Annotated in this window: 21 protein-coding genes; 15 read left to right on the top strand and 6 right to left on the bottom strand. The window is 35.6% G+C overall.

All coding sequences use genetic code 11. From position 1 onward, the window contains the following. Window positions 1-139 precede the first annotated feature (139 nt). From NHF50_RS06140 to NHF50_RS06100, 9 genes are all read left to right on the top strand, one after another. Window positions 140-2,791 (top strand): TonB-dependent receptor, encoded by a 2,652-nt coding sequence (locus NHF50_RS06140; RefSeq protein ID WP_252775388.1) that lies wholly within the window; start codon window positions 140-142, stop codon window positions 2,789-2,791. Between the two features lie 100 nt (window positions 2,792-2,891). Beyond that, a complete protein-coding gene (locus NHF50_RS06135) occupies window positions 2,892-3,317 on the top strand; it encodes a hypothetical protein (protein ID WP_109568874.1) in 426 nt (141 codons plus the stop codon). An 87-nt stretch (window positions 3,318-3,404) separates the two neighbouring features. Further along, window positions 3,405-3,785, top strand: coding sequence for a septal ring lytic transglycosylase RlpA family protein (locus NHF50_RS06130; protein WP_374672837.1), 381 nt, complete (start codon window positions 3,405-3,407; stop codon window positions 3,783-3,785). Window positions 3,786-3,895: 110 nt separating this feature from the next. Continuing rightward, window positions 3,896-4,381 carry a GbsR/MarR family transcriptional regulator gene (locus NHF50_RS06125; RefSeq protein ID WP_109568872.1) on the top strand — a complete coding sequence of 162 codons (486 nt, stop codon included), beginning with the start codon at window positions 3,896-3,898 and terminating at the stop codon, window positions 4,379-4,381. 25 nt (window positions 4,382-4,406) lie between these two features. Further along, window positions 4,407-5,513 (top strand): efflux RND transporter periplasmic adaptor subunit, encoded by a 1,107-nt coding sequence (locus tag NHF50_RS06120; protein ID WP_252775386.1) that lies wholly within the window; start codon window positions 4,407-4,409, stop codon window positions 5,511-5,513. A gap of 31 nt (window positions 5,514-5,544) precedes the next feature. Beyond that, window positions 5,545-8,664: an efflux RND transporter permease subunit gene (locus NHF50_RS06115; RefSeq protein ID WP_109568870.1), complete on the top strand. Its 3,120-nt coding sequence runs from the start codon at window positions 5,545-5,547 to the stop codon at window positions 8,662-8,664. Between the two features lie 74 nt (window positions 8,665-8,738). Continuing rightward, on the top strand, window positions 8,739-8,861 hold the full coding sequence (locus NHF50_RS06110; RefSeq protein ID WP_252775385.1) for a DUF3861 domain-containing protein: 123 nt from the start codon (window positions 8,739-8,741) through the stop codon (window positions 8,859-8,861). A 46-nt stretch (window positions 8,862-8,907) separates the two neighbouring features. Continuing rightward, window positions 8,908-10,287 carry an efflux transporter outer membrane subunit gene (locus NHF50_RS06105; protein WP_252775384.1) on the top strand — a complete coding sequence of 460 codons (1,380 nt, stop codon included), beginning with the start codon at window positions 8,908-8,910 and terminating at the stop codon, window positions 10,285-10,287. Window positions 10,288-10,396: 109 nt separating this feature from the next. Continuing rightward, a complete protein-coding gene (locus tag NHF50_RS06100; protein WP_252775383.1) occupies window positions 10,397-10,984 on the top strand; it encodes a TetR/AcrR family transcriptional regulator in 588 nt (195 codons plus the stop codon). Between the two features lie 9 nt (window positions 10,985-10,993). Here the strand turns inward: NHF50_RS06100 and NHF50_RS06095 are convergent, their stop codons facing one another. Further along, entirely contained in the window at window positions 10,994-11,461 is a 468-nt protein-coding gene (locus tag NHF50_RS06095; protein ID WP_109568867.1) for a CYTH domain-containing protein, read from the bottom strand. Window positions 11,462-11,535: 74 nt separating this feature from the next. On the opposite strand from NHF50_RS06095, the gene NHF50_RS06090 reads away from it, so the two are divergent. Together NHF50_RS06090 and dinB are read left to right on the top strand one after the other, a co-directional pair. After that, window positions 11,536-13,587, top strand: a complete 2,052-nt coding sequence (locus NHF50_RS06090; protein WP_252775382.1) for a site-specific recombinase — start codon at window positions 11,536-11,538, stop codon at window positions 13,585-13,587. A gap of 14 nt (window positions 13,588-13,601) precedes the next feature. Then, complete coding sequence (gene dinB / locus NHF50_RS06085) at window positions 13,602-14,714, top strand: DNA polymerase IV (RefSeq protein ID WP_252775381.1); 1,113 nt, start codon at window positions 13,602-13,604, stop codon at window positions 14,712-14,714. A 446-nt stretch (window positions 14,715-15,160) separates the two neighbouring features. Here the strand turns inward: dinB and pyk are convergent, their stop codons facing one another. The 5 genes from pyk to NHF50_RS06060 form a co-directional block, all read right to left on the bottom strand. Then, on the bottom strand, window positions 15,161-16,591 hold the full coding sequence (pyk, locus tag NHF50_RS06080; protein ID WP_109568845.1) for a pyruvate kinase: 1,431 nt from the start codon (window positions 16,589-16,591) through the stop codon (window positions 15,161-15,163). 6 nt (window positions 16,592-16,597) lie between these two features. Then, window positions 16,598-17,068: an IPExxxVDY family protein gene (locus tag NHF50_RS06075; RefSeq protein WP_109568844.1), complete on the bottom strand. Its 471-nt coding sequence runs from the start codon at window positions 17,066-17,068 to the stop codon at window positions 16,598-16,600. Window positions 17,069-17,170: 102 nt separating this feature from the next. Next, complete coding sequence (rnc, locus tag NHF50_RS06070) at window positions 17,171-17,917, bottom strand: ribonuclease III (protein WP_245896542.1); 747 nt, start codon at window positions 17,915-17,917, stop codon at window positions 17,171-17,173. 4 nt (window positions 17,918-17,921) lie between these two features. Next, entirely contained in the window at window positions 17,922-19,175 is a 1,254-nt protein-coding gene (gene fabF, locus NHF50_RS06065) for a beta-ketoacyl-ACP synthase II (RefSeq protein WP_109568842.1), read from the bottom strand. A 260-nt stretch (window positions 19,176-19,435) separates the two neighbouring features. Continuing rightward, a complete protein-coding gene (locus NHF50_RS06060) occupies window positions 19,436-19,672 on the bottom strand; it encodes an acyl carrier protein (RefSeq protein ID WP_002988156.1) in 237 nt (78 codons plus the stop codon). 174 nt (window positions 19,673-19,846) lie between these two features. Here NHF50_RS06060 and NHF50_RS06055 point away from each other — a divergent pair, with 174 nt between their 5' ends. The 4 genes from NHF50_RS06055 to NHF50_RS06040 all read left to right on the top strand — a co-directional run bounded on the left by NHF50_RS06055 (window position 19,847) and on the right by NHF50_RS06040 (window position 24,578). Continuing rightward, complete coding sequence (locus NHF50_RS06055; protein ID WP_252775380.1) at window positions 19,847-20,407, top strand: phosphoribosylglycinamide formyltransferase; 561 nt, start codon at window positions 19,847-19,849, stop codon at window positions 20,405-20,407. Window positions 20,408-20,424: 17 nt separating this feature from the next. Beyond that, the gene (locus NHF50_RS06050; RefSeq protein WP_252777311.1) at window positions 20,425-21,066 is read left to right on the top strand and encodes a viroplasmin family protein; all 642 of its coding nucleotides are present in this window, start codon (window positions 20,425-20,427) and stop codon (window positions 21,064-21,066) included. Window positions 21,067-21,673: 607 nt separating this feature from the next. Beyond that, window positions 21,674-22,603 carry a PfkB family carbohydrate kinase gene (locus NHF50_RS06045; RefSeq protein WP_109568839.1) on the top strand — a complete coding sequence of 310 codons (930 nt, stop codon included), beginning with the start codon at window positions 21,674-21,676 and terminating at the stop codon, window positions 22,601-22,603. Window positions 22,604-22,679: 76 nt separating this feature from the next. Then, on the top strand, window positions 22,680-24,578 hold the full coding sequence (locus NHF50_RS06040) for an amidophosphoribosyltransferase (protein ID WP_252775379.1): 1,899 nt from the start codon (window positions 22,680-22,682) through the stop codon (window positions 24,576-24,578). The last annotated feature ends 272 nt before the right edge of the window (window positions 24,579-24,850 follow it).

Below are 24,850 nucleotides of genomic sequence, written 5' to 3'. Positions count from 1 at the left end.
TTATCGGTGATCTGTTAAAAAAAACGTTAAAAAGTTCGTTTTTAGAAAGATTATTATAAGTGTTTTATTGTTAACAATTTCTTAACCTTAGTTAAAATCTGTTGTTTGAAATTTGCAAAAAAAACATAAAACACAAGAAATGAGAGATTTTGCAAAAAAATTACTTTTTGGATTTGTCTTTTTGACTTCCTTAACGGTTTTTTCTCAGGCAACAGTTACCGGAGTAATTGTTGATGCCGATTTGAACGAGCCTTTAGCAGGAGCTAATGTTGTAGTTAAAGGAACTACAGATGGTGCAACTACCGATTTTGATGGTAAGTTTGAATTTACAACTTCAGAAAAATCAGGACAGATTGTAGTGTCTTATTTAGGTTTTGAGTCTAAAGTTATTTCTTTTACAGTTTCAGGAAACACAGTTAACTTAGGAAACGTTACTTTAACTCCTGATGAAAATCAATTAGAAGGAGTTGTAGTAGTAGGTAGTGGAGTAATTGACTTAGCTAAAGATAGAAAGACACCTATTGCCGTTTCAACAATTAAAGCAGCTGAAATTCAAGCTAAGATCGGTACTGCAGACGTAACGCAGGCATTAGTGAATACACCTTCGGTATATGTAGCAGGACAATCAGGCGGTTATGGTGATTCAAGAATGACTGTTCGTGGATTTCAACAAGACAATACAGCTTTCTTATTGAATGGTCAACCGATCAACGGTATGGAAGACGGTAAAATGTACTGGTCTAACTGGTCAGGTATGTCTGATATTGCTAATGTAATCCAGATTCAAAGAGGTTTAGGATCTTCAAAATTAGCTATTTCATCTGTTGGGGGTACAGTAAACTTTGTTACTAAAGCGACCGAAAAGAAACAAGGTGGTTTTGCTTCAATGGGTGTAGCAAATAGTGATTATTTCAAATCAACTGTAGGGTACAACACAGGAATGTCTAAAAAAGGTTGGGGATTCAGCGTAATGATGTCTCACTGGCAAGGTGACGGTTACAATATGGGAACCAGAGGGGAAGGACAAAATTATTTTATTTCTTTAGGATATAAGCCAAGTGATAAACACAATTTCAATTTCTTATTGACAGGTGCACCACAATACCATGATCAGAATTTTACTAAATCAATTAGTACATATTTGCAATACGGTAGAAAATACAATAATAACTACGGATACTTAAATGGTCAGTATTTATCTGAAAGAACAAACTTTTACCACAAACCGGTAGCTAATTTAAACTGGGATTTCAATATTAATGAAACAACACAGTTATCAACTGTATTATATGCTTCTTGGGGTAGAGGTGGTGGAACCGGTAATTACGGAACCAGATTAAGAACAGCTGATGGTTTAGTTGATTTTGACACAATGTATGCTAATAACCTAGCTACAGCAAACGGAGAAGGATCGTATTCAAACGGAAACTATCTTATCAGAGCTTCAATGAACAACCATGCGTGGTACGGAATGGTTACTAATTTGAAAAAGAAAATTAATGAAAACCTTTCTTTTAATGCAGGGATGGACTTAAGAACCTATTATGGTACACACTATAGACAAGTTGCAAATTTCTTAGGCTTAAATTCATGGACCGAAAGTAGAAACTTAAAAGGACAGAATGATTTACCTACCGGTACTATTGTTTCAAATACAGTTACAGATTACGGTATTGCTAAACCTTGGGAAGCAATGTTTAATACTGTAGGGGAAAGCCAAAGAATTGATTACGATTATAGTGAGAGAATTTCTTACGGAGGAGTGTTCGGACAAGTAGAGTATGCTACAGAAAAGGTATCAGCCTTTTTCCAAGGATCAGTATCTGAACAAATGCACCAAAGATTTGACCGTTATGATTATTTGCCGGAATATAAAGATGCTAAGAAAGTAGACAACTTTGGTTTCAATACTAAAGGTGGTGTAGCTTATAATATTACAGGGCAACACACAGTTTTTGTTAATGCAGGATATTATTCTCGTCAACCGTATCATGATAATATCTATTTGAACTATACAAATGCAGTTAATCCTTTAACAGAAAACGAAAAAATATTAGGGTTAGAAGCAGGATATACATTTACTTCATCAATTTTTACCGCTAACTTAAATGTTTACAGAACATCTTGGAAAGATCGTGTAACTACAACTTCTACTGTATTAACGGCAGATGGAACAATTGGAACCACACCGGTATCAACAGGCGATTTGATCTATACAACCAGTCAAAACGATGAGCAGTTGCATACAGGGGCTGAGGTAGATTTCACATTAAAACCAATAAAAACATTAAGTGTTAAAGGTTTTGCATCAGTTGGAAACTGGGAGTACAGAGGAAATGCTGTTCAAAGAAAATATAATGAAGGCTTAGATGTATTAGATGAATCAAAAGTTGATATTGAAGGAGGTAAAGTAGGTGATGCTGCTCAAACAACTTGGGGGTTAGGTGCTAAATATGAAATCTTTGAACGTTTCTCAATTGACGCTGACTGGAGAAATTACGATAAATTGTATGCAAATGTTTCTGCAAGAAAAGAAAATATAGAGTTACCGTCTTATGATTTAGTAGATGCAGGTATTTCATATAAAATGTTAGTAGGGAAAGATAAAAAGAACTCTGTTGGTTTCAGATTCAATATGAATAACGTTTTCAATGAAGTTTATTTATCTGAATTAACTACAGCAAACAAAGTTCAAGCCGGAGATGAAACTTGGAATGGAATTAATGTTTCAAATGCAGGATATTTCGGTTTAGGAAGAACATGGAATTTCTCAATCCGTTACAATTTCTAATGACTGTTTAGTTTTAATTATAAAAAAGCCCTTTAGCAATTTTGTTAAAGGGCTTTTTAAATTTTATATCTTTGTAAAAACACAAATAAAACTAATCAGTATGTATACAGCCGTTCAAACTGCCCATTCTATTTTTGCTTATGTAGTATTAGCACTATTGTTTTTAGCTAGTATAAACGCCATTGCAGGTTTGGCAAGTAAGAGACTTTTTAAAGATAAGGATCTGCGTTTGTCCTTATTTGCACTTATTGTTACCCATTTACAATTAGTATTGGGAATTGTTGTTTATTTTATCTCTCCGTTAGGATTATCCGCATTCGGACAAATGTCAAACTCTGCTTTGCGACTTACATCTTTAGAACATCCGCTAATTAATGTTATTGCTATAGCATTCGTTACAATCGGTTGGTCTAAGCACAAAAGAGAAGAAAGCAACAACGGGAAGTTTAAAAAAATAGCCCTGTTTTATTCTATTGGGTTCTTGTTGATTCTATCCAGAATTCCTTGGTCAAACTGGTTAGGCTAAAATAGTATGCATCTGTTTTCATGGAATAATAGATTTTTTAGGTTTTCCCTGATAGCTCTCCTGTTAGTAGGGGGCTTATCCTTGAGTTTGGGATTCAAAGCGTCTGAAACAGATGATTCTAATAAAATAAAGCGTGATTCAGTACAACAGGATTCACTAAAAAGAAATAAATTCTACAAAACAAATGTCCATGCGTCTTATTATCATGATAAATTCAATGGCAGAAAGACAGCAAGCGGACAACTATTTGATAATAAATTATATACTGCAGCACATAGAACACTGAAATTCGGGACAAAAGTTAAAGTGATTAATCCCGATACCGATAAATCAGTGATCGTGGTAATTAATGACAGAGGACCGTTTGTTTCGGGTAGGGAAATAGACCTCACCAAAAAAGCCTTTAGTGAAATAGCAGATAGTAAAAGAGCAGGTTTCTTAATTGTAAACCTAGAGATCATAGAGTAAGTCAGGTATTTTGCCTGACTTTTTTCTTTAAGTAAATTTAACAAAACTTTAAGTTCGGTTGCAACCGAACTAACCGAACTATTAATTATTTTTGCGTCAAAATTGTAATTATGGATAATAATGCAGAAAAGGAAAAAGAAGAATTAATAGAAATGTTTGGGGTACATTTTGAAAAGTTTCACATGTTGCCACCTTTAGCAGCCAGAATCTTGGCTACTTTAATTCTGAACTCCAGAGAAAAAGACCTGAGTTTTGAAGATTTGGTGTGTATTACAGGGGCAAGTAAAAGTTCGGTCTCAACAAACATTAATCTGCTACTTAAACTAGAAAAAATCATCTATTATACAATTTGCGGAGATCGTAAAAAGTTTTTTAAACCTGCCAGCCTAGCCGATAGAATTAAAAACCATCTGGTTTTTATAAAGTCAGAACAAAATATAATAAAAAGAATCAGTAGTTACGAAGAAAAGTACAAAAGAAAACCTTTGACGGTTATGGAAGAGAAAAGTCTGGAGATCTATCGTGAATACGTCAATAATTTTGAAGTGCTGCTTCAGGATTCCATCAAGAAAATAGAAGAATTAGAAACCAAATAACCCATTTATTTTATAGTTGAATTTTATGAAAAAGAAGTTTGTTTCAGCCGTAGTGTTTGTTAGTGTTCTTTTTGTTTCGTGTAAAAAAGAACAACAGCAACAAGCGAAACCAGTAATGCCTTATAAAGTTGTACAAATTGCTAAGACCAATACAACATTGCAGGCAGAATATCCGGCTACCCTTGAAGGGGTCATGGATATTGACATCCGTCCAAAGGTTGACGGTTATATTCAAAAAATCTTTGTTGATGAAGGACAGGAAGTAAAAAAAGGACAAGTTCTTTTTAAATTAGAAACCCAATCTGTATCCCAAGACGCAGCAGCAGCAAAAGCAAAAGTAGATGCTGCTCAGGTTGAAGTGGATCGTTTAGTTCCGTTAGTGGAAAGAAACATCATTAGTAAAGTACAATTAGAAACAGCTAAAGCAAATCTTGCAAGCGCAAAAAGCACTTATCAAAGTGTAATTGCAAATATCGGATATGCTACTATAACAAGTCCGGTTAACGGAGTTGTAGGTACAATCCCGTATCGATTAGGAACGTATGTAAACAGTCAGACAGATCAACCGCTAACCCGTGTTTCTGATATCACTAAAGTATATGCTTATTTCTCAGTAAGTGAAAAGCAGCAACTGGATATGGTAATGAATTCCGAAGGAAAAACATTTCAGGATAAAATTGCTAAAATGCCGGCTGTAAGCCTGATCTTAAGTAATGGGATAGAATACAGTCAAAAAGGAAAAGTAGAAACTTTTAGTGGTTTAGCTAACCCGGAAACAGGTTCGTTTAATGTGAGAGCTGGTTTTCCTAATCCGGAAAAGATATTACGTTCAGGAGGAACAGGAACTGTAACAATTCCGACAGATTTAAAAGATGTAATTCTTATTCCTCAAAGCGCTACTATGGAAATGCAAGATAAAACAATTGCTTTAGTAGTTGATAAGGAAAACAAAGTGAAAATGGTACCGGTTGAAGTGCGTCCGGTTCCCGGAGGAAAATTCTTTGTAGTAGACAAAGGCTTAAATGTAAACGATAAAGTTCTTATCGAAGGAGTAGGACTAATTACAGAAGGGACACCTATTAAACCGGAAGTAGTTCCATTGAACGACATATTAAATCCGACTGCAAAATAATCGACTAATCAATATTTGAAAATATTATTTTATGTTAAGAAAATTTATTGACAGACCCGTGTTGTCAACGGTGATTTCTATTATCATCGTGATTTTGGGAATCCTGGGGCTTATCACTCTTCCGGTATCTCAATATCCGGAAATTGCACCGCCAACAGTTACGGTATCGGCTAGTTATCAGGGAGCCAGTGCCGAAGTAGTGATGAACTCGGTAGTTATTCCGTTAGAAGAGCAAATCAACGGGGTAGAAGATATGACCTATATGACTTCTACTTCAAGTAATGACGGTTCGGCAACGATTAATATTTATTTTAAGCTGGGTACAAATCCGGATATGGCTGCGGTAAACGTTCAGAATCGCGTGTCAAGAGCCACTCCGTTATTACCACAGGAAGTTACCCGGGCAGGTGTTACAACAGCTAAGCGTCAAAGTGATAACATTTTGATCTTTGGTTTGTATAGTGCCAATGAAACTTATGATATGACATTTCTCCAAAACTATGCTAATATCAATATTATCCCTAAATTAAAAAGGGTAACAGGTGTTGGTGAGGCTATGGTTTTCGGACAGAAAGATTATTCGATGCGTATTTGGTTAAAACCGGATGTAATGGCTTCACATAGTTTGGTTCCGGCTGATGTAATGAATTTATTGTCGGAACAGAATATTGAAGCGGCTCCAGGACAATTCGGTGAGGATAGTGACCAATCTTTTCAATATACTCTAAAATATAAAGGACGTTTACAAAGTATCAAAGAGTTTGAGCAAATAGTAGTGAAGTCAACAGAGAATGGAGAAGTTTTACGTTTAGGAGATATTGCCCGTGTGGAACTAGGGGCTCAAAATTATGCAAGTAATACTTTGATCAACGGACATCAGGCAGTGGCAGTAGCTATTGCACAGACTGCCGGTTCAAATGCACAGGAAGTTATTGAAGGTTGTTTGAAAGTTTTAGAACAATCAGAAGTAAGTTTCCCTAAAGGAGTTGAATACGCATCTTTGGTTAACGCAAATGATTTCCTGGAAGAATCCATTTCAAAAGTACTTCATACCTTAATTGAAGCCTTTATATTAGTGTTTATCGTGGTATTTGTATTCTTACAGGACTGGAGATCTACATTGATTCCGGCAATTTCAGTACCGGTAGCTATTGTAGGTACATTTTTCTTCCTGAACTTATTCGGATTTACGATAAACATGTTAACCTTGTTTGCATTAGTGTTGGCAGTAGGTATTGTTGTGGATGATGCTATTGTGGTAGTAGAAGCGGTCCATGCTAAAATGGAAGCCGGCGAGCACAATCCTAAAAAGGCAGCTCACAGTGCAATGGATGAGATCAGTGGGGCTATTATTTCCATTACCTTAGTAATGTCGGCCGTATTTATCCCTGTTTCGTTTATTAGTGGATCAGCCGGAGTATTTTATAAGCAGTTTGGTTTAACATTAGCCGTTTCGATTGTTTTATCAGCGATTAATGCACTTACTTTATCACCTGCATTGTGTGCTATTTTCTTAAAACCGCATGATGAACATGAAAACAGTAAGAAAGGACTTTTGAAACGTTTTTACACAGCATTTAATGTTGCTTTTGATTCTACAACCAGTAAATACAAAAGATCAGTTGAGTTTTTCTTGAATCGTAAATGGTTAGCATTCTTCGGCATCATTGTTTTTGCAGGAATCTTCGTTTTCTTAATGAATATTACACCAAAGTCTTTCGTGCCGAATGAAGATACCGGAACAATTATGTCTGACGTGTCATTGCCGCCAAGTACTTCTTTAGAGCGTACGGAAGCTGTACTGTTACAAATTGAAAATGCCGTAAAAGACATTCCTGAAATTGAAAGAGTTTTGCGTATTTCAGGGCGAAGTTTGATCAGTGGTACGGGAAGTAATTACGGAATGATCATCGTAAACTTAAAGCCATGGGCCGAACGTAAAGAAGTGAATCAGGAAATTAATGCAGTTGTGGGCGAATTGTTTAAAAGAACAGCTACGATCAAAGATGCTAGAGTAATTTTCTTTGCCCGCCCTACTTTAACCGGTTTCGGTTTCAGTAGTGGATTTGAATTTCAGTTACAGGATCAAAAAGGAGGAACTATTCAGGAACTGAATACCATTAAAGATAAGTTTTTGGGAGCATTGAACAGTCGTCCTGAGATTAAGTATGCAACGACTTCATTCTCGCCTAACTATCCGCAATATCAAATTGATTTGAATGTTCCGGCAATTAAGAAATCAGGTTTAACAGTATCGGATGTGTTGGGTACTATGCAAGGATATTACGGTGGGGTTTATGCCTCTAATTTTAATAAGTTTGGAAAACAATACCGTGTAATGTATCAGGCCGAACCGGAATACAGAAGTGATCCGGAATCGTTGAACAAAGTAATGGTTCGTACGGCTAGTGGCGTTATGGCACCGATATCACAGTTTATTGATCTGAAAAAAGTATTCGGACCACAGGTAATCAATCGTTTTAACTTATTTACTTCCGTAAATATTAATGGAGCGCCTGCTGACGGATTCAGTTCAGGAGATGCTATTAACGCTATTGAAGAAGTAGCTCAGCAAACTTTACCGATAGGATATGGTTATGAATATTCCGGAATGACTCGTGAAGAGATCAATGCCGGTGGTCAAACAGTCTTTATTTTCTTATTGTGTTTGATCTTTGTTTATTTCTTGTTATCTGCACAGTATGAAAGTTATATGTTGCCGTTTGCAGTATTGCTATCCTTGCCGGTTGGTTTGGCAGGAGCCTTTATCTTTGCTTATTTGTTTAATGTGAGCAATAATATTTACCTGCAAATTACATTGATCATGCTGATCGGTCTGTTAGCGAAAAACGCCATTTTGATTGTAGAATTTGCTGCTGATGCGAGAAGAAAGGGAATGAGTATTTCCCAAGCAGCCGTTCAGGGTGCTGTAGCGCGTCTTCGTCCGATTTTGATGACCTCATTTGCCTTTATTCTGGGGTTAGTTCCGTTGATGTTGGCACAAGGAGCCGGAGCCGTCGGAAATCAGTCGATCGGTACAGGAGCAATCGGAGGGATGTTGATAGGAACTATTTTTGGTGTTTTGATTATTCCGGTGCTGTTTGTTGTATTCCAAAGTTTACAGGAAAAAGTAAGTTCAAAAAATGCATAAATAAGGGCGGCCAAAAAGAGTAATAAATATAAAATTCAGTGATATGAAATAGAATTGAAAGACGGGGAAAGTCATTGGAATTTGATAATCACGATGATATTTTCAACCTGACAGAGCAAACTAAAGAATCAGACAGGTTTGAAGAATTTGCACCGACTTTCAGAGCATTTATGGGAAAACTGAAAGGAAAAAATTAGCCGTAAAGAGAAAAAGATACCACATAACGGGTAAAATAGTCATAAAATGAAAAAAATCATTCTTTTAATAGTTGTAGGGTTGACAATGCAATCGTGTTTTGTTGCCAAAAATTATAAAAAACCCGAAGTAGATACAACTAATTTATATAGAACAGAAGAAGTCTTAGACAGCACTTCCATAGGAACCCTATCTTGGAAAGAGCTTTTTACGGATGTTAAATTGCAAGAGTACATCAACGAAGGGATCCAAAATAATTTAGATCTTCAGATTGCTTTGCAAAACATGGCTTCAGCGGAAGCAGTGTTAAAGCAGGGAAAAGCAGGCTACATACCTTCTTTGACTGGTAATGCAACTTGGACACATCAGGAAACATCCTCAAATAGTCAGTTTGGGCGACTTTTCAGCAGTATCGATCAGTATGAACTATCGGGCGTGTTAAGTTGGGAAGCAGATATTTGGGGTAAGATCAGAAGTACAAAGAGAGGTGCTTTAGCGGCTTATCTTCAAACAGAAGCCGCTAAAAGAACAGTTCAGTCAGAACTAGTTGCCCAAATAGCCTCTTTATATTACCAGATGTTGGCAACAGAAGAGCAAATCAAAGTGGTAACACAAACGTTAGAGAATCGTAAAAAAAGTGTTGAAGTCATCCATGCTCTGAAAGATGCCGGAAATGTTAATGAAGTAGGAGTTAAGCAAACGGAAGCGCAACAATATGCTACCGAAGTAACGCTTAGTGATTTAAAGTACAATCTGAGAGTACTGGAAAACTCATTTAATGTGTTGTTAAACAAAAAACCGGGTTCTGTTGAAAAGGGTAATTTTAATGAACAGAATATAACGGTTGATATCAAAACAGGAGTGCCGGCAATGTTGTTGAGCAATCGTCCTGATGTAGTTTCAGCCGAATTAAATTTCAGAAATACTTTTGAACAAACCAATGTGGCTCGTAGTAATTTCTATCCTTCATTAACAGTAACAGCTACGGGAGGTTTTCAAAGTTTAGAGTTGAAAGAATGGTTTAGTGCGAAATCATTATTTGCAAATATTGTAACAGGTTTAACACAACCGATCTTCAACCAAAGAAAAATAAGAACACAATATGAAGTTGCTAAAGCAAATCAACAAGTAGCTTATTTACAGTTCGAAAAATCGCTTTTAACCGCCGGAAAAGAAGTGTCAGATGCTTTAGCAAGCTATACAAATGAAACAAATAAGCTGGTGTCTCGAAAAAAGCAATTAGATGCATTAAAGGCAGCCGCAAATTATTCAGATGAATTGCTTCAATATGGTATGGTAAACTATTTAGAAGTATTAACGGCTAAAGATAATGCGTTAAGTACTGAGATAAATTATATTGATAATAAGTACCAACAGTTGAATGCTGTGATCAGCTTATACAAAGCACTGGGTGGCGGAGCAAATTAAAAAATAATGCTGTCTGAAAATCCATTTTACTGAATATTTGGTTTTCTGAGAGAAAGGGTTGATTATTTCTTAGGAGGTAAAATGATTTCAGACAGCTTTTTTATTAGATATGGAAACAAAGAAACACGAGTTGATTCAGCGAACATTGGATTATTTCCTGAAATACGGAAGTAAAAATGTTACTATGGATGATATCTCTTCTGAGTTTGGTGTTTCCAAAAAGACGATCTATTCCTGCTTTAAAAATAAGGAAGAACTCGTTCGTGACTGTACCCAATTTTTGTGGGAAAGATTTCTTGAAGAGTTAGATAAAATTGAAGTGAAAGATCCGATCAGAAAAATTATTCTGATCTATCAAAAAGCAATAGAGCATATTAGTTCAATAAGACCTGTGTTTGTTTTCTCTTTAAAAAAGTATCACAAAGAGTCATTTGAGGATTACGATCTCTATAAAGCATATTTCAGAGATCACATTGTATTACCATTGCTTAAACAAGCTCAGGAGGAAGGTAAGATCGATACTGAGATATTACTGGAGCTGTTTTACCAAGTAAACTTTGATGATATCGCAGAGCGATTGTGGCAATTAAAATTCTTTGAAGAATATTCCAATAAAATGGCACTGGAATATTTTGTGATCCAGAAACTTAAAGGCATTGTGAAAGTAGACTATCTGGATTTGTTTTTATTCTCTTAATTTTATTTTTTACCAAGTGGCGTAAGGATGTTGGCTTAAATAAGAGTTGTAATAGCGGGGATCCTGTGTAACTTCTTCACCTAACCATTCCGGTTTTTCAAACTCCTCGTCTTCTGATTTTAATTCCAATTCAGCTAAAACCAAGCCTTTGTTTTCTCCTTCAAAAACATCTACTTCAAAAACATGAATCCCGACCATTACCTCATAACGGGTTTTATCGATCATTCCTTCCTCACAAAGTACTAATAAAGCGTCAGCCTCATGAACATCAATTTCCTTTTCCCATTCAAACCGGCTGATTCCGTTTGCACTACTTTTTCCCTTAACCGTAATGTACCCTTTGTTCGATTTGATGCGAACCCTAACCGTGCGTTCGGGAGCAGAGTTTAAGTACCCTTGAACAATTCGGTTTATACAAGTACTTTCTTTGACGAAATCGTCTGATTTGACCAAAAATTTACGTTCAATCTCTTTCAAAGTTTCTTCTTTTTTATGTCACGAAAGTATTAAAAAATACCAGTATTTGCTATATTTACGGGAGATTTTTACCTATGAAAATTTTTAGAAGAAATACCAACGACACCTTTGAAAGCCTAACGAAATCTTATTTTAATGAATTACACGTCTGGAAAGATACAGAGAATAAAGTAGAGATTTTAGCAGGCCTGATAGATACCATTCGCCCTAAGAAAACAACAAACCTGAAGTTCTTCAATATCGATCCTATAATTGATTTTTTTAAGGAGAATGAGGTAGAACGCCAAAATTTTATAGCTTTTTTAAAAGAAATCTTAGTTTATAAACGAATTAATACCATTTTTTCAGATGCCGGGATTTTACAGGAAACCGATTTCTTCTATGAGGTAAGAAAACGCATTTTTGCAAAGATAATACCTTATCAGGCACCTAAGAATACTTTAGAATTTGTTCTGAATCAGGTATTTTATGACGCTTCAGATCCGGAATGGCTGGAAAAAATTCCAATGATCCAGCTAACGGAACTTTTTTATCTGTTAGAATTCACCAATATTTACGAAGAGAATCAACCGGATTTGTTTTTGGCTGAAGTAATACAATCGATGAATCTGTTATTGCAACGTTCCAGTGGTAAAGCACTAGAAACAGATGTGGTACAAATGGTTCCGGAATATCATGAACATAGAAGTCCTTTTTCCGGTTTTGAAAAAGAACTATATCTTTTAGAAGATATTCTGAAAGAAGAGAATACACCCTGTTATGTTAGCTCTGAAGATATTATTTACAAGCAGTTGAACATTATGTTCCGGCAGTGTAATGATTTTGTAGACAAAGCATTTCATAATGCCTCAAAATACGGGATATCTTTACGGGTAAACCAAAACCTGCTGCGCATTCGACAGCAATTAAAACGCTTGGGAGAACTAATGCCTTTTCTGGTCATTGATAACGAAGAAGACAAGACACCTAAGACCATTCAATTAGTTCTGCTGCTTATCAGACACAATTCCCAGAAAAATAATATTGAAACTTTAGTAAGCGACAGCGTTCAGGTGCTTTCCTATGAAATTACACAGCATACGGCCAAAACCGGAGAAAAATATATTACAGAAACCCGCAAAGAATATTTTAAAATGTTTAAAGCGGCTTTAGGAGGAGGTTTTATCGTGGGAATACTTTGTATTATTAAAGTATTGTTCTCTAAACTTCCGGTGAGCGATTTCGGTCATGCAGTACTCTATAGTATGAATTATGCTTTCGGATTTATAGCGATTTATTTAATGGGATTTACATTGGCTACAAAACAACCCGCAATGACCGCTTCGGCACTTGTTAGAGCCATTCAGGAGGGCATGAAAAAAAAGAAAACCCTTCCGGAAGAAAAACATCATGAATTTGCAGTTTTATTTTCGCATATCTTTCGCTCACAATTTATTGCCTTTTTAGGCAATATTATCATGGCCTTCCCAATTGCATGGTTAGGGATTTGGCTGATAGATACCGCTTTTAGTTATAATATCGCAGAGCAAAAATGGCTAAGACTCATAAATCATTTAAGCCCGGTGAAATCCCCTGCTGTTCTACATGCCGCTATTGCCGGGATATTTCTTTTTCTTTCCGGGATCATATCCGGAAGTGTATCAAACAGAGATAAGCATTTTCAGGTATATTACCGTATCCAGGAACATCCTTGGTTGAAACGGAACTTTGGAAAGGGTATGGCGAAAAGAATTTCAGAATGGTATGAAAGGAAATGGGCCGGAATAATATCTAATTTCTGGTTTGGAGTATTCATGGGAACAACAGCCTCTATAGGTGCTTTTATAGGGCTTAATCTGGATATCCGTCACGTTACATTTTCCGCGGGGAATTTTGCATTAGCGATGTATGGTTCGCAGTATCAATTGACCATTTCACAGATCGCATGGGGATCCGTAGGATTGGTTCTGATCGGATTTATTAACTTTATAGCGAGCTTCGGTTTGTCATTAGCATTGGCCTTTAAATCCAGAAACATACCGTTTCAGGAATTGAGATCGATCAGCAGAGCAGTTTGGAGATATTTCAGAAAAAAACCATTGCGTTTTTTCTTTCCGGCAAAGATAAATGATGCCGAAGCTAAATAGAAATCATTTTTGTTATGGATTCCAATTTGTTTGCCAATCGAAAAATAATCCACATTGATATGGATGCCTTTTATGCCTCTGTAGAACAAATGGATAATCCTGAATTAAAAGGCTTACCGATCGCTGTCGGAGGAAGCGAACAGCGAGGAGTAGTAAGTGCAGCTAGTTATGAGGCAAGAAAATTCGGTGTGCGCAGTGCAATGAGCAGTATTCATGCCAAAAGATTATGTCCGGAACTTATTTTTGTAAGACCCAGATTTGACCGTTATAAAGAAATATCTAAAAAAATCCGGAAGATATTCCTAGAGTATACTGATCTGGTAGAACCCTTGTCATTAGATGAAGCTTATTTAGATGTCACAGTTAATAAAAAAGGGATGCCCAGTGCCACATTAATTGCTCAGGAGATAAGAAAAAGAATCCTTACAGAAACAGGTTTGACCGCTTCGGCAGGGATTTCAATTAATAAATTTGTCGCAAAAGTGGCGTCTGACTACAATAAACCAGACGGGCAAAAAACAGTTAATCCTGAAGAAGTGGAAGCCTTTCTGGAACAATTAGATATTAAAAAGTTCTATGGGATCGGTAAAGTTACAGCAGAAAAAATGTATCAGTTAGGAATATTTACCGGACTGGATCTAAAACAAAAAAGCCGGGAGTTTCTGGAAAAACACTTTAGTAACAGCGGAACTTATTATTATCAGATCTCAAGAGGAATACACCACAGTGCCGTAAAACCGAATCGCACGATTAAATCGGTAGGAGCAGAGCGCACATTCTTTGAGAATCTCTCATCTGAAATTTTCCTGGAAGATAAGATTATAAACATCGCCGATGAATTGGAAAAACGTTTGCAACGCAGTAAAATAGCCGGTAAAACGATCACGCTAAAATTGAAATACTCTGATTTTTCACTACAAACCAGAAGTAAGACATTACCTTATTTTATATCCGATAAGAATTTAATCATTGATGTGGCAAAAGAGCTATTGTATCAGGAGCGACTGAAAAATTCTGTACGGCTTCTGGGAATCTCTCTTCACAATCTGAACAATCAGTTTTCAAAAGACATTGAACCTAAACAAAAAAGTATCTCTATTCAGTTGCAGTTTAATTTTAAGGATTAAAACTTTAACAAAATATACATTTTTTCTGTATCCAATTTAACAAATATAGCACCTATATTTGTTACGGTTAATAGCAGTAATTTTATTTCTTATCAAGAACATCTAGTCCCGAAATCCTTTCGGGACTTTTTGTTTTTATAGATTTTTAAAATTGTAAAAAATAAAATTTCAACAAAATATAGTTTAATAAAGCAATAATGCTACTTTCTTCAATGAATTTGCAAAAACTCTTTATATTTATTGTATAACCTGTTTAGTTATTTTTAAAGTCAACAACAATGTTAGATGTTTTGAAAAAAATTCTAATATTTCTGAATGGGGGATGCTTTTTTTCTTGCTTGTTGTCTCGATAAAAATCATTAAGTTTAGTAAACGAGGTAATAGAAAAAAATAAAAAGCAGGCTTTTGCCTGCTTTTTAAGTAATCAAAAAAATTATAAGAGATTTTTATTCGATTTCAGAAACTCTTAAGGTATTTACCATCCCTTTTTTCATGATTGGCATAGCAGCAAGATTAATTACCATGTCGCCAATATTTAGATAACCTCTTTCTTTACAAATATGATTCAGATCGTCAATAGTGTCGTCAGTACTGACAAATTTATCATAATAATAAGCTCTTACGCCCCATAAAAGGTTTAACTGTGTTAAAATACGCTTGTTAGAGGTAAAAACTAAAATATGGGATTTAGGTCTCCAAGCAGAAATCTGGAAAGCCGTATAACCTGAATTCGTTAATGTTGTAATTGCTTTAGCATTGATGTCATCTGCCATAATAGCGGCATGATAACAGATTGATTTTGTAATGAAACGCTTTGTGCGGATATGAGGTGGGTTTAAAGGTACTTTGATCAACGGCGAATCTTCAACGCTCTCAATAATTTTTGTCATCGTTTCAATAACCTGAACCGGATAGTTTCCTACTGAGGTTTCTCCCGAAAGCATAACGGCATCAGCACCATCCATAACTGAATTGGCAACATCATTGACTTCAGCTCTTGTAGGCGTTAAACTTGTGATCATAGTTTCCATCATCTGAGTAGCTACAATTACAGGGATACGGGCTGTTTTAGCTCGGTTTATCAGTTTTTTCTGAATCAATGGTACTTCCTGAGCAGGTACTTCTACACCAAGATCCCCTCGGGCAACCATTAAACCGTCGCAGAAAGCTACGATTTTGTCGATATTTTCAACTGCTTCCGGCTTTTCGATTTTTGCTACGATCGGAATCTTATGATCAGAGTGTTTAGCAATAAGGTCTTGTAAGTCCTCTAAATCTTTCGGAGTTCTTACAAATGAAAGAGCAATCCAGTCAACATTACATTCAATAGCAAAAATAGCATCGCGAATGTCCTTTTCGGTAAGTGCCGGTAGCGAAACTTTAGTATTAGGCAGGTTAACCCCTTTTTTAGATTTCAAAGGTCCTCCTTGAATTACAACAGCTTCTACTTCTGTCTTTTTATCCGTTTTAGTGACTTCAAAGATCAACTTTCCGTCATCAAGTAAAATGCGTTCGCCCGGGTTTACATCATTAGGAAAGGTTTTATAGTTCATGTAAACGCGTTCTGCTGTTCCTAAAATATCTTCTGCAGTAGTAAAGGTGATTTTGTCTCCTTTGTTTACAACAACATCTTCTTTCATTACACCTACACGAAGTTTAGGTCCCTGTAAGTCAGCCAGGATCGATGTAGTATGTCCCATTTCATCATTTAGCTCACGAATCATATCAATTCGTTCCCTTACATCTGTATAATCAGCATGTGAAAAGTTAATTCTGAAAACGTTAACACCTGCTTCGATCATGTCTTTTAAAATGTGTTTTTCACTACAGGCAGGTCCTAATGTTGCTACAATTTTAGTTTTTTTAGTTGTTGGCATTTTTAATTAAAAAATTAAATTATTTTTTGATTTTAGTTTGTCTTGGTTTATGGTATAAGCCATAGTAATAAATTTAATCCGGCTTAATTGTTTAAGAACAATATCTGAGTCAAAAAAAGAATCAGTATTGTCAACTTTTAAGATGTAATCGGCTTTTTTAAATTCAGGTACTAAATGAATAGTGGCATCAACGTTATCAAACAAACTTGCAGTTTGCTGTTTGGTTGTCAGTACACTTTTGTTTTCAACTAAATGCCAGCAGATATCCTGTATTTCATCATCAAAGATAAAATGCTCAAAAGAGCTTTTGCTATCTAAAACACTTACTTCAATTGCATTCGAATTTTTCTGAAGTTTAATATTGAGTAACTGATTAATAAAATAAGCCAATCTGTAATCTTCCAAATTAGAATGAATGGCGATTAATTCATAATCAGTTGAAATAAAATCGTTTATTTGAATTTTATGAATAGCCATTAGTCCAAATTTGCTCCGTAAATATACTATTAATTAGGTACAAAAATGCTACTTTTGGTAAGAGTTAACGATTTTTTATAAACGAAATCGATATAGTCTCGGTTATTTCTTTTGTATTTTTTCCTGTAGCGCAAAAAAAGCACGTTGGGACGCTTTTTCTTCTGCTTTTTTCTTTGAAGTAGCCCGTGCTTTGCCCATTACTTTATCATCGATTAGTAACTTAACACTAAAGTAACGTTGCTCTTCATTTTTAGTGGTGTCATCAACAGCGTCATAATGGAACGTTTTTTTCTCTTTTTGGCACCATTCTATAATTAAACTCTTATAGCTAATGATTTTGCCTTCTAATTGAGCAATGTCTACATAAGGTTCAATAATTTTCTTTTGGATAAATTTTTCACAATAAATGAATCCTTTATCGAGATAAATAGCGCCGATAAAAGCTTCAAAAATATTTCCGTGAATGTTTTCTCCGAAATACTGAGGATTTACTTTGCTTTCAACAAAATCGATTAATTTAAAATCACGTCCCAGTTCGTTAAGGTGTTCCCTGCTTACTATTTTAGAACGCATTTTAGTTAGATAACCTTCATTTCCGGTAGGGACTTTGTTGTAAAGGTGAGCGGCGATCACACTGCCTAACATTGCATCGCCAAGAAATTCGAGGCGTTCATAGTTGAATGGGTTGCCTTTAGCATCTACTTTATTAGTCGATCGATGTGTAAAAGCTTTTTTGTAATAGGTAAGATTGTTAGGTTTAAAACCCAGAATTTCGTAAAGTTGATCAAAAAAAATCCCGTCTTCAGGAGAACGGGAATTTTTGTATATTTTTTTGAAAAGTTTACGCATGGAATTAATCTTCAAATTTTTTGAATAACACACACGCATTATGACCTCCGAATCCAAAAGTATTACTCATGGCTACTTTGACTTCTCTTTCCTGTGCTTTGTTTAAAGTCAGGTTCAAAGAAGGATCGATCTTTTCATCATAAGTTGTATGATTGATCGTAGGAGGAACAATACCGTGTTTGATGGCCATAATAGAAGCAATAGCTTCAATAGCGCCGGCAGCTCCCAGTAAGTGACCTGTCATGGATTTAGTTGAGTTGATATTGATGTCTTTGGCATGGTCACCGAAAACAGCCGAAATAGCTTTTAATTCAGCCACGTCTCCAAGAGGAGTAGAAGTACCGTGAGTGTTGATATGGTCAACATCTTCGGGATTTATACCGGCGTCTCTCAAACAATTTTCCATTACAGCTATAACCCCGATTCCTTCCGGATGTGGAGCCGTTAAGTGATAAGCATCTGATGATAAACCACCACCGCCTACTTCACAATATATTTTTGCACCACGAGCTTTAGCATGTTCGTACTCTTCCAATACTAATGCACCGGCACCTTCTCCTAAAACAAAACCGTCACGAGTAGCATCAAAAGGTCTTGAAGCCGTTTCGGGTGATTCATTTCTTGTAGAAAGAGCCTGCATAGAGTTAAATCCGCCCATTCCTGCAATAGTTACGGCTGCTTCAGACCCTCCGGACACAATAACATCACACATTCCTAAACGAATGTAATTTAAGGCATCTACAAGAGCATTAGCTGAAGAAGCACAAGCAGAAACTGTAGTGTAGTTAGGTCCCATAAACCCATTTCGCATAGAAATGTGTGCAGGAGCAATGTCTGCGATCATTTTAGGGATAAAGAACGGACTGAAACGTGGCGTTCCGTCTCCCTGAGCATAGCTCATTACTTCATCTTGGAAAGTTTGTAAACCTCCGATACCGGCACCCCAGATGACACCAACTCTTTTTTTATCTACATTTTCCGGTGTTATTCCGGCATCTTTTATAGCTTCATCACTGGCAACTATAGCATACTGCGAAAATTTATCCAGTCTTCGTACTTCCTTACGGTCTATAAAATCTTCAACGTTGAAGTTTTTAACTTCGCAGGCAAATTTTGTTTTATGTTTCTCGGTGTCATAATAAGTAATAGGTGCAGCACCACTTTTACCGTTTATTAAGCCATCCCAGTATTCTTGAAGGGTATTCCCTATAGGAGTTAAAGCCCCAAGACCTGTAACTACAACACGCTTTAATTGCATAAACTAGATTTTTATGTTATATAAAAAAACCCAAAGTGCTTTTAAGGTAACTAAAAGAAACAATGGGTATTACATAATGCTTTATTTAATGATTGTAATACAATCAATGTTTTTAAAATGAATAAAATTTCAAATGCAAATGTAGTAATTACATTGAAAAAATATTAGCGAAAGCTTAGAAAATCAGTTGCTTTTTGGGTTATAATCAACTGATTAAATAATAACACCCGCAATAAGCTTATTACGGGTGTGTATTAATATTATTTCTTAGCTTCCTCGATGTAAGAAATAGCTTGACCAACAGTAGCAATGTTTTCAGCTTGGTCATCTGGAATTTGAATGTCAAATTCTTTTTCGAATTCCATGATTAGCTCAACAGTGTCTAATGAATCAGCTCCTAAATCGTTAGTGAAGCTTGCTTCAGCTACAACTTCGTTTTCGTCAACACCTAATTTGTCCACGATGATCGCTTTTACTCTTGATGCAATGTCTGACATAATCTTTCAATTTTTTAATTTAATTTGTTGGCAAAAATAAAAAACTTTATTTTAAAACAACATTTTTGACGTTAAATGTGTTTACGAAATTAAAAAAAATAATTCACAAAGTGATTTTTTTTCTGTTTTTTACCAATTATTATTCTTTTTTTTGTGCTGTTAAATCAAGGGGTTATGAGAAGAATAGTAATCTTTGCTTCCGGAGCAGGTTCTAATACCGAAAAGATTATTTTGCATTTTAAAAATTCTACTTTTGCAAAGATTTTTGCTGTTTTTTCCAATAAAGCTAATGCAGGAGTTTTAGAAATTGCAAGAAAAAACGGTATAAAAAGTATTGTTTTTGATAGGGAGGAGTTTGAAAATGGTGGCGTTACACGACAAATTGAGGAAATTAAACCGGATTTGATCGTCTTGGCCGGTTTTTTATGGAAATTTCCTGCTGATATTATAGCCTTGTATCCTGATAAAATTATAAATATTCATCCGGCATTGCTTCCGAAATACGGAGGAAAAGGAATGTATGGAAAATATGTTCACGAAGCGGTTCTTCATAATAAGGAAAAAGAAACGGGGATCACAGTGCATTATGTGAATGAACATTATGACGAAGGAGAATATATTTTTCAAAAAGTAGTTAATATAGAACAATGCACTTCACCGGAAGAAATTGCACAAAAGGTTCATGAACTGGAACATGAGCATTTTCCGAAAATTATTGAGAAGTTGTTACAATAAAAGGCTTATCCGATATTATAGTGGGAAAAAAGAAAAAATATTATACTGTTTGGAGAGGACACCATACCGGAGTTTTTGAAACATGGGAAGATTGTCAGGCTCAGATTAAAAATTATCTGGGGGCACAATATAAATCATTTCTTACTTTTGAAGAAGCTAAAAAAGCTTATAAAGACGACTACAAAAATTATATAGGTAAACCAAAGACGTTTAAAAGCGAGCTTGATAAAGCTCAACTTCAAAAGATCGGTTTGCCGAACTATAACTCTATTTCAGTGGATGCTGCGTCCAGTGGTAATCCGGGAATAATGGAATATAGAGGAGTGGATACTAAAACGAAAAAACAAATTTTCATTCAAGGACCGTTTGAAGAGGGGACCAATAACATCGGTGAATTTTTGGCCATTGTACACGGATTAGCATTTTTAAAAAAGCACCAAAGTAATCGTATTATTTATACGGACTCCAGAACAGCAATGAGCTGGGTAAAAAAAAAGAAATGCAATACAAAATTAGAACCTACAGCAAAGAACAAATCTCTTTTTGAGCTCATACGACGGGCAGAAATCTGGTTAGAGAAAAACACCTATACTACGCCAATAGTTAAATGGGAAACTAAAGCCTGGGGAGAAATTCCGGCTGATTTCGGGAGAAAATAACCAGACTTTTAAAGTTTAATCAAGGGAAACCCTTAGATTAAAATTCGACAATTACCCTTAAAAAATCCCTAAAACATTTGGGCAATTTTGCCATGTAAATTATTTACACGCTTTTATTTACAAGTGCTTTCTGTTTAAATAATTGCGATTCTTCAGGTACGGGATCAGGTGATGTGTCGTTTTATAAAATCACTTTTGATGGAATAACTTATGAGAGTGAAATGCTAAGTAGTGCAATGGCAACTTTTACTGAACTCACTACCTTAAATGCAGTGCGAGACTTTATTAGGTACTTTTAACAAGATGAAGAACTAGAATGCAATCACATTTTTTATGAATTGCATGATTTGAAATTGAAGGAAACAACCCTCAGGGGATAAAGACCATAGCCCAAATAGGAATTAATGATCTGAAGACTTGATTAACTTGGTTTTATAGTTTTTCAAAAGTATAAAAAAACTAACAGATTTACTTTTAAGAATTAAGGAAACGAAACCTTGTTTCAGAACAGTTTTTGTTTACTTTTTAAGTTGTTTTCGTAAAATTTAACTTTTGCAACTCTGCTGAGAAAAGATTATCTTTGCACCTTATTTTTTATAGAAATTCAATGAACAAATTATTGATTGTAGGAACGGTAGCTTTTGATGCTATCGAAACTCCTTTCGGGAAAACAGATAAAATTTTAGGAGGTGCGGCAACGTACATTGGTTTAGCTTCTTCTTTTTTTAATGTCGATGCAGGAATTGTATCCGTTGTAGGGGAAGATTTTCCAAAAGAATATTTAGATTTATTAGAGAATAAAGACGTAAATATCGAAGGTGTAGAAGTGGTTAAAGGGGGAAAAACATTCTTTTGGAGCGGAAAATACCACAACGATCTGAACTCTCGTGATACTCTGGTAACGGAGCTAAATGTTTTGGCTGATTTTAATCCTGTAGTTCCGGAAGCCTATAAAAATGCGGATGTAGTTCTGTTAGGTAACTTACATCCTTTGGTTCAAACAGCTGTTTTAAATCAGTTGACTGAAAAACCAAAGTTAATTGTATTAGATACAATGAACTTTTGGATGGATAATACATGGGATGAATTGATGGAAGTGATTAAGCGTGTAGACGTGATAACCATTAATGATGAAGAGGCTCGCCAACTTTCTGGAGAATATTCTTTAGTTAAAGCTGCTGAAAAAATTCATGAAATGGGACCGAAATACGTTGTGATCAAAAAAGGAGAACACGGTGCATTATTGTTCCACAAAAAAGAAGTATTCTTCGCGCCGGCACTTCCGTTGGAAGAAGTTTTTGACCCCACAGGTGCGGGAGATACATTTGCCGGTGGTTTTGCCGGATACATTGCCCAAAGTGAGAATATTTCATTTCACAATATGAAAAACGGGATTATTTATGGATCCAATCTGGCTTCCTTTTGTGTAGAACAATTCGGAACCAAACGAATGGAAGATTTAAAAAGAGAAGATGTTAATACCCGTTTAAAACAGTTTAAAGCATTGACTCAATTTGAAATAGAATTAGACGAGTAAGATTATGCCCCGATTTTTCGGGGCATTTTTAATTTAGATTTTAAAAACAAACCAATAACAAACAACACAACAACTCATGAGCGACGCTATTAAACACGAATGTGGTATTGCTTTACTTCGATTATTAAAACCATTAGAATATTATAAAGAAAAATACGGATCAGCTTTCTACGGAATACAAAAAATGTATCTGTTGATGGAAAAGCAGCACAATCGCGGACAGGACGGAGCCGGTCTGGCTAGTATAAAATTTGATATGGAACCCGGCCAACGATACATCAGCAGAGTGCGCTCCAATGATGCCCAACCGATAAAAGATGTTTTTACTCAAATCAATGACCGTATCAATTTTGAGCTGGAAGAACATCCGGAACTTCATGATAATGTTCAGTTGCAAAAAGAAACTATTCCTTATATAGGTGAACTGTTCTTAGGTCACGTTCGTTATGGAACATTCGGAAAAAACAACATCGAAAGCGTTCACCCTTTTTTACGCCAGAATAACTGGATGCACCGTAACCTGATTGTTGCCGGTAATTTCAATATGACCAATGTTAGAGAATTATTTCAGGATTTGGTAAATCTGGGGCAACATCCTAAAGAAATGGCAGATACCGTAACGGTAATGGAAAAAATAGGTCATTTTCTGGATGATGAGGTTAACGATGTGTATAAAGAATGTAAAAAAGAAGGACTTTCAAAAATGGAAGCCTCAGCGGCTATTGCTGAAAGATTAAACATACAGAGAATATTAGAGCGTGCCTCAAGAAACTGGGACGGAGGCTATGCAATGGCCGGATTACTAGGGCATGGTGATGCTTTTGTGATGCGTGATCCCGCAGGAATACGTCCAACATATTATTATCAGGATGATGAGGTTGTGGTTGTAGCTTCTGAGCGTCCTGTAATTCAAACTGTTTTTGATGTGCCTTTTGATAAAGTTCAGGAATTAGATCCCGGTAAGGCTATAATCGTTAAAAAAAGCGGAGATGTTTCAATTAAAGAGATCAGGACTCCTTTAATTAAAAAAGCATGTTCTTTTGAACGGATATATTTTTCAAGAGGTAGTGATGCGGAAATCTATCAGGAACGTAAAGATTTAGGAAAAAGAGTCTTTCCGGCGGTTTTGAAAGCTATTGATAATGATACAGACAATACAGTATTCTCATATATACCTAATACAGCTGAAACTTCCTTTTTCGGTATGGCCGAAGCGGCTCAGGATTTTTTAAACCAAAGGAAAGCAAAAGCCATTTTAGAAGCGAAAGGACAACTGACAGACGAGCAATTGCATAAAATATTGGATGTTAAGATCCGAACAGAGAAGATTGCGATAAAAGATGCAAAGCTTAGAACCTTTATTACTGAGGATAGTAGTAGAGATGACTTAGTAGCGCATGTTTATGATGTGACTTATGGAGTGGTTAAACATACAGATCATTTAGTAATCATTGATGATAGTATTGTGAGAGGAACAACTTTGAAGCAGAGTATTATTAAAATGATGGATAGACTAAGACCTAAAAGTATTGTAGTTGTTTCTTCTGCACCACAAATACGTTTTCCGGATTGTTATGGTATTGATATGGCTAAGTTAGAAGGGTTGGTGGCATTCAAGGCAGCACTTGAGCTCTTAAAGGAAAGAAATATGCACAATCTTATCGAAGAGGTTTACCAAAAATCAAAAGCACAGGAAAATTTCTCAGATGCAGAAGTGGTCAATTATGTAAAGGAGATCTATGCTCCTTTTACAGATGAGGAAATATCAGACAAGATCGCTCAAATGTTGACTCCGCCAAACACAAGTGCTACTGTTAAGGTTATTTATCAAAAAGTAGAAGATTTGCACAAAGCATGTCCGAAAAATTTAGGAGATTGGTATTTTACCGGTGATTATCCTACAGCGGGAGGAAACCGGGTAGTGAATAGAGCGTTCATGAATTTTTATGAAGGGAAAGATGCTCGCGCTTACTAATTTATTGTATTTTGTCGATTTTTTTAAGCATTTGTCAATTTTTTTAGGATATAATTTAATTATCGCCATATCTTAGCACTACCAGAAAATTAGTAGGTTAAGTTTTATGGTAGATTTGGGGGCAAAAAGGTGAAAGAAATTTCACCTTTTTTTTGTTTTTAACTTAGATATATTAAAAAAAGAGTTTTAAAAATGCAGTTTATCGGTTTTTTGTGTTGTTCAACAATTTTTTTATGAAATAATTTAGATGTCGCCATATCTTAGCACTACCA

The sequence above is a fragment of the Flavobacterium sp. NRK F10 genome, from assembly GCF_024054235.1.
Taxonomy (GTDB): domain Bacteria; phylum Bacteroidota; class Bacteroidia; order Flavobacteriales; family Flavobacteriaceae; genus Flavobacterium; species Flavobacterium sediminis.
Note: the sequence above shows the minus strand (reverse complement) of the source record. Positions and strands in the feature narration are given on the sequence as shown.

Bases quoted from the DNA above. Each gene is read 5' to 3' on its own strand.
- NHF50_RS06055 (WP_252775380.1), top strand. From the start codon at position 19,847: ATGAGAAGAATAGTAATCTTTGCTTCCGGAGCAGGTTCTAATACCGAA.
- rnc (WP_245896542.1), bottom strand. From the start codon at position 17,917: ATGCGTAAACTTTTCAAAAAAATATACAAAAATTCCCGTTCTCCTGAA.
- NHF50_RS06045 (WP_109568839.1), top strand. From the start codon at position 21,674: ATGAACAAATTATTGATTGTAGGAACGGTAGCTTTTGATGCTATCGAA.
- NHF50_RS06090 (WP_252775382.1), top strand. From the start codon at position 11,536: ATGAAAATTTTTAGAAGAAATACCAACGACACCTTTGAAAGCCTAACG.
- NHF50_RS06140 (WP_252775388.1), top strand. From the start codon at position 140: ATGAGAGATTTTGCAAAAAAATTACTTTTTGGATTTGTCTTTTTGACT.
- NHF50_RS06060 (WP_002988156.1), bottom strand. From the start codon at position 19,672: ATGTCAGACATTGCATCAAGAGTAAAAGCGATCATCGTGGACAAATTA.
- NHF50_RS06040 (WP_252775379.1), top strand. From the start codon at position 22,680: ATGAGCGACGCTATTAAACACGAATGTGGTATTGCTTTACTTCGATTA.
- fabF (WP_109568842.1), bottom strand. From the start codon at position 19,175: ATGCAATTAAAGCGTGTTGTAGTTACAGGTCTTGGGGCTTTAACTCCT.
- NHF50_RS06115 (WP_109568870.1), top strand. From the start codon at position 5,545: ATGTTAAGAAAATTTATTGACAGACCCGTGTTGTCAACGGTGATTTCT.
- NHF50_RS06075 (WP_109568844.1), bottom strand. From the start codon at position 17,068: ATGGCTATTCATAAAATTCAAATAAACGATTTTATTTCAACTGATTAT.
- NHF50_RS06100 (WP_252775383.1), top strand. From the start codon at position 10,397: ATGGAAACAAAGAAACACGAGTTGATTCAGCGAACATTGGATTATTTC.
- NHF50_RS06105 (WP_252775384.1), top strand. From the start codon at position 8,908: ATGAAAAAAATCATTCTTTTAATAGTTGTAGGGTTGACAATGCAATCG.
- dinB (WP_252775381.1), top strand. From the start codon at position 13,602: ATGGATTCCAATTTGTTTGCCAATCGAAAAATAATCCACATTGATATG.
- pyk (WP_109568845.1), bottom strand. From the start codon at position 16,591: ATGCCAACAACTAAAAAAACTAAAATTGTAGCAACATTAGGACCTGCC.
- NHF50_RS06135 (WP_109568874.1), top strand. From the start codon at position 2,892: ATGTATACAGCCGTTCAAACTGCCCATTCTATTTTTGCTTATGTAGTA.
- NHF50_RS06125 (WP_109568872.1), top strand. From the start codon at position 3,896: ATGGATAATAATGCAGAAAAGGAAAAAGAAGAATTAATAGAAATGTTT.
- NHF50_RS06120 (WP_252775386.1), top strand. From the start codon at position 4,407: ATGAAAAAGAAGTTTGTTTCAGCCGTAGTGTTTGTTAGTGTTCTTTTT.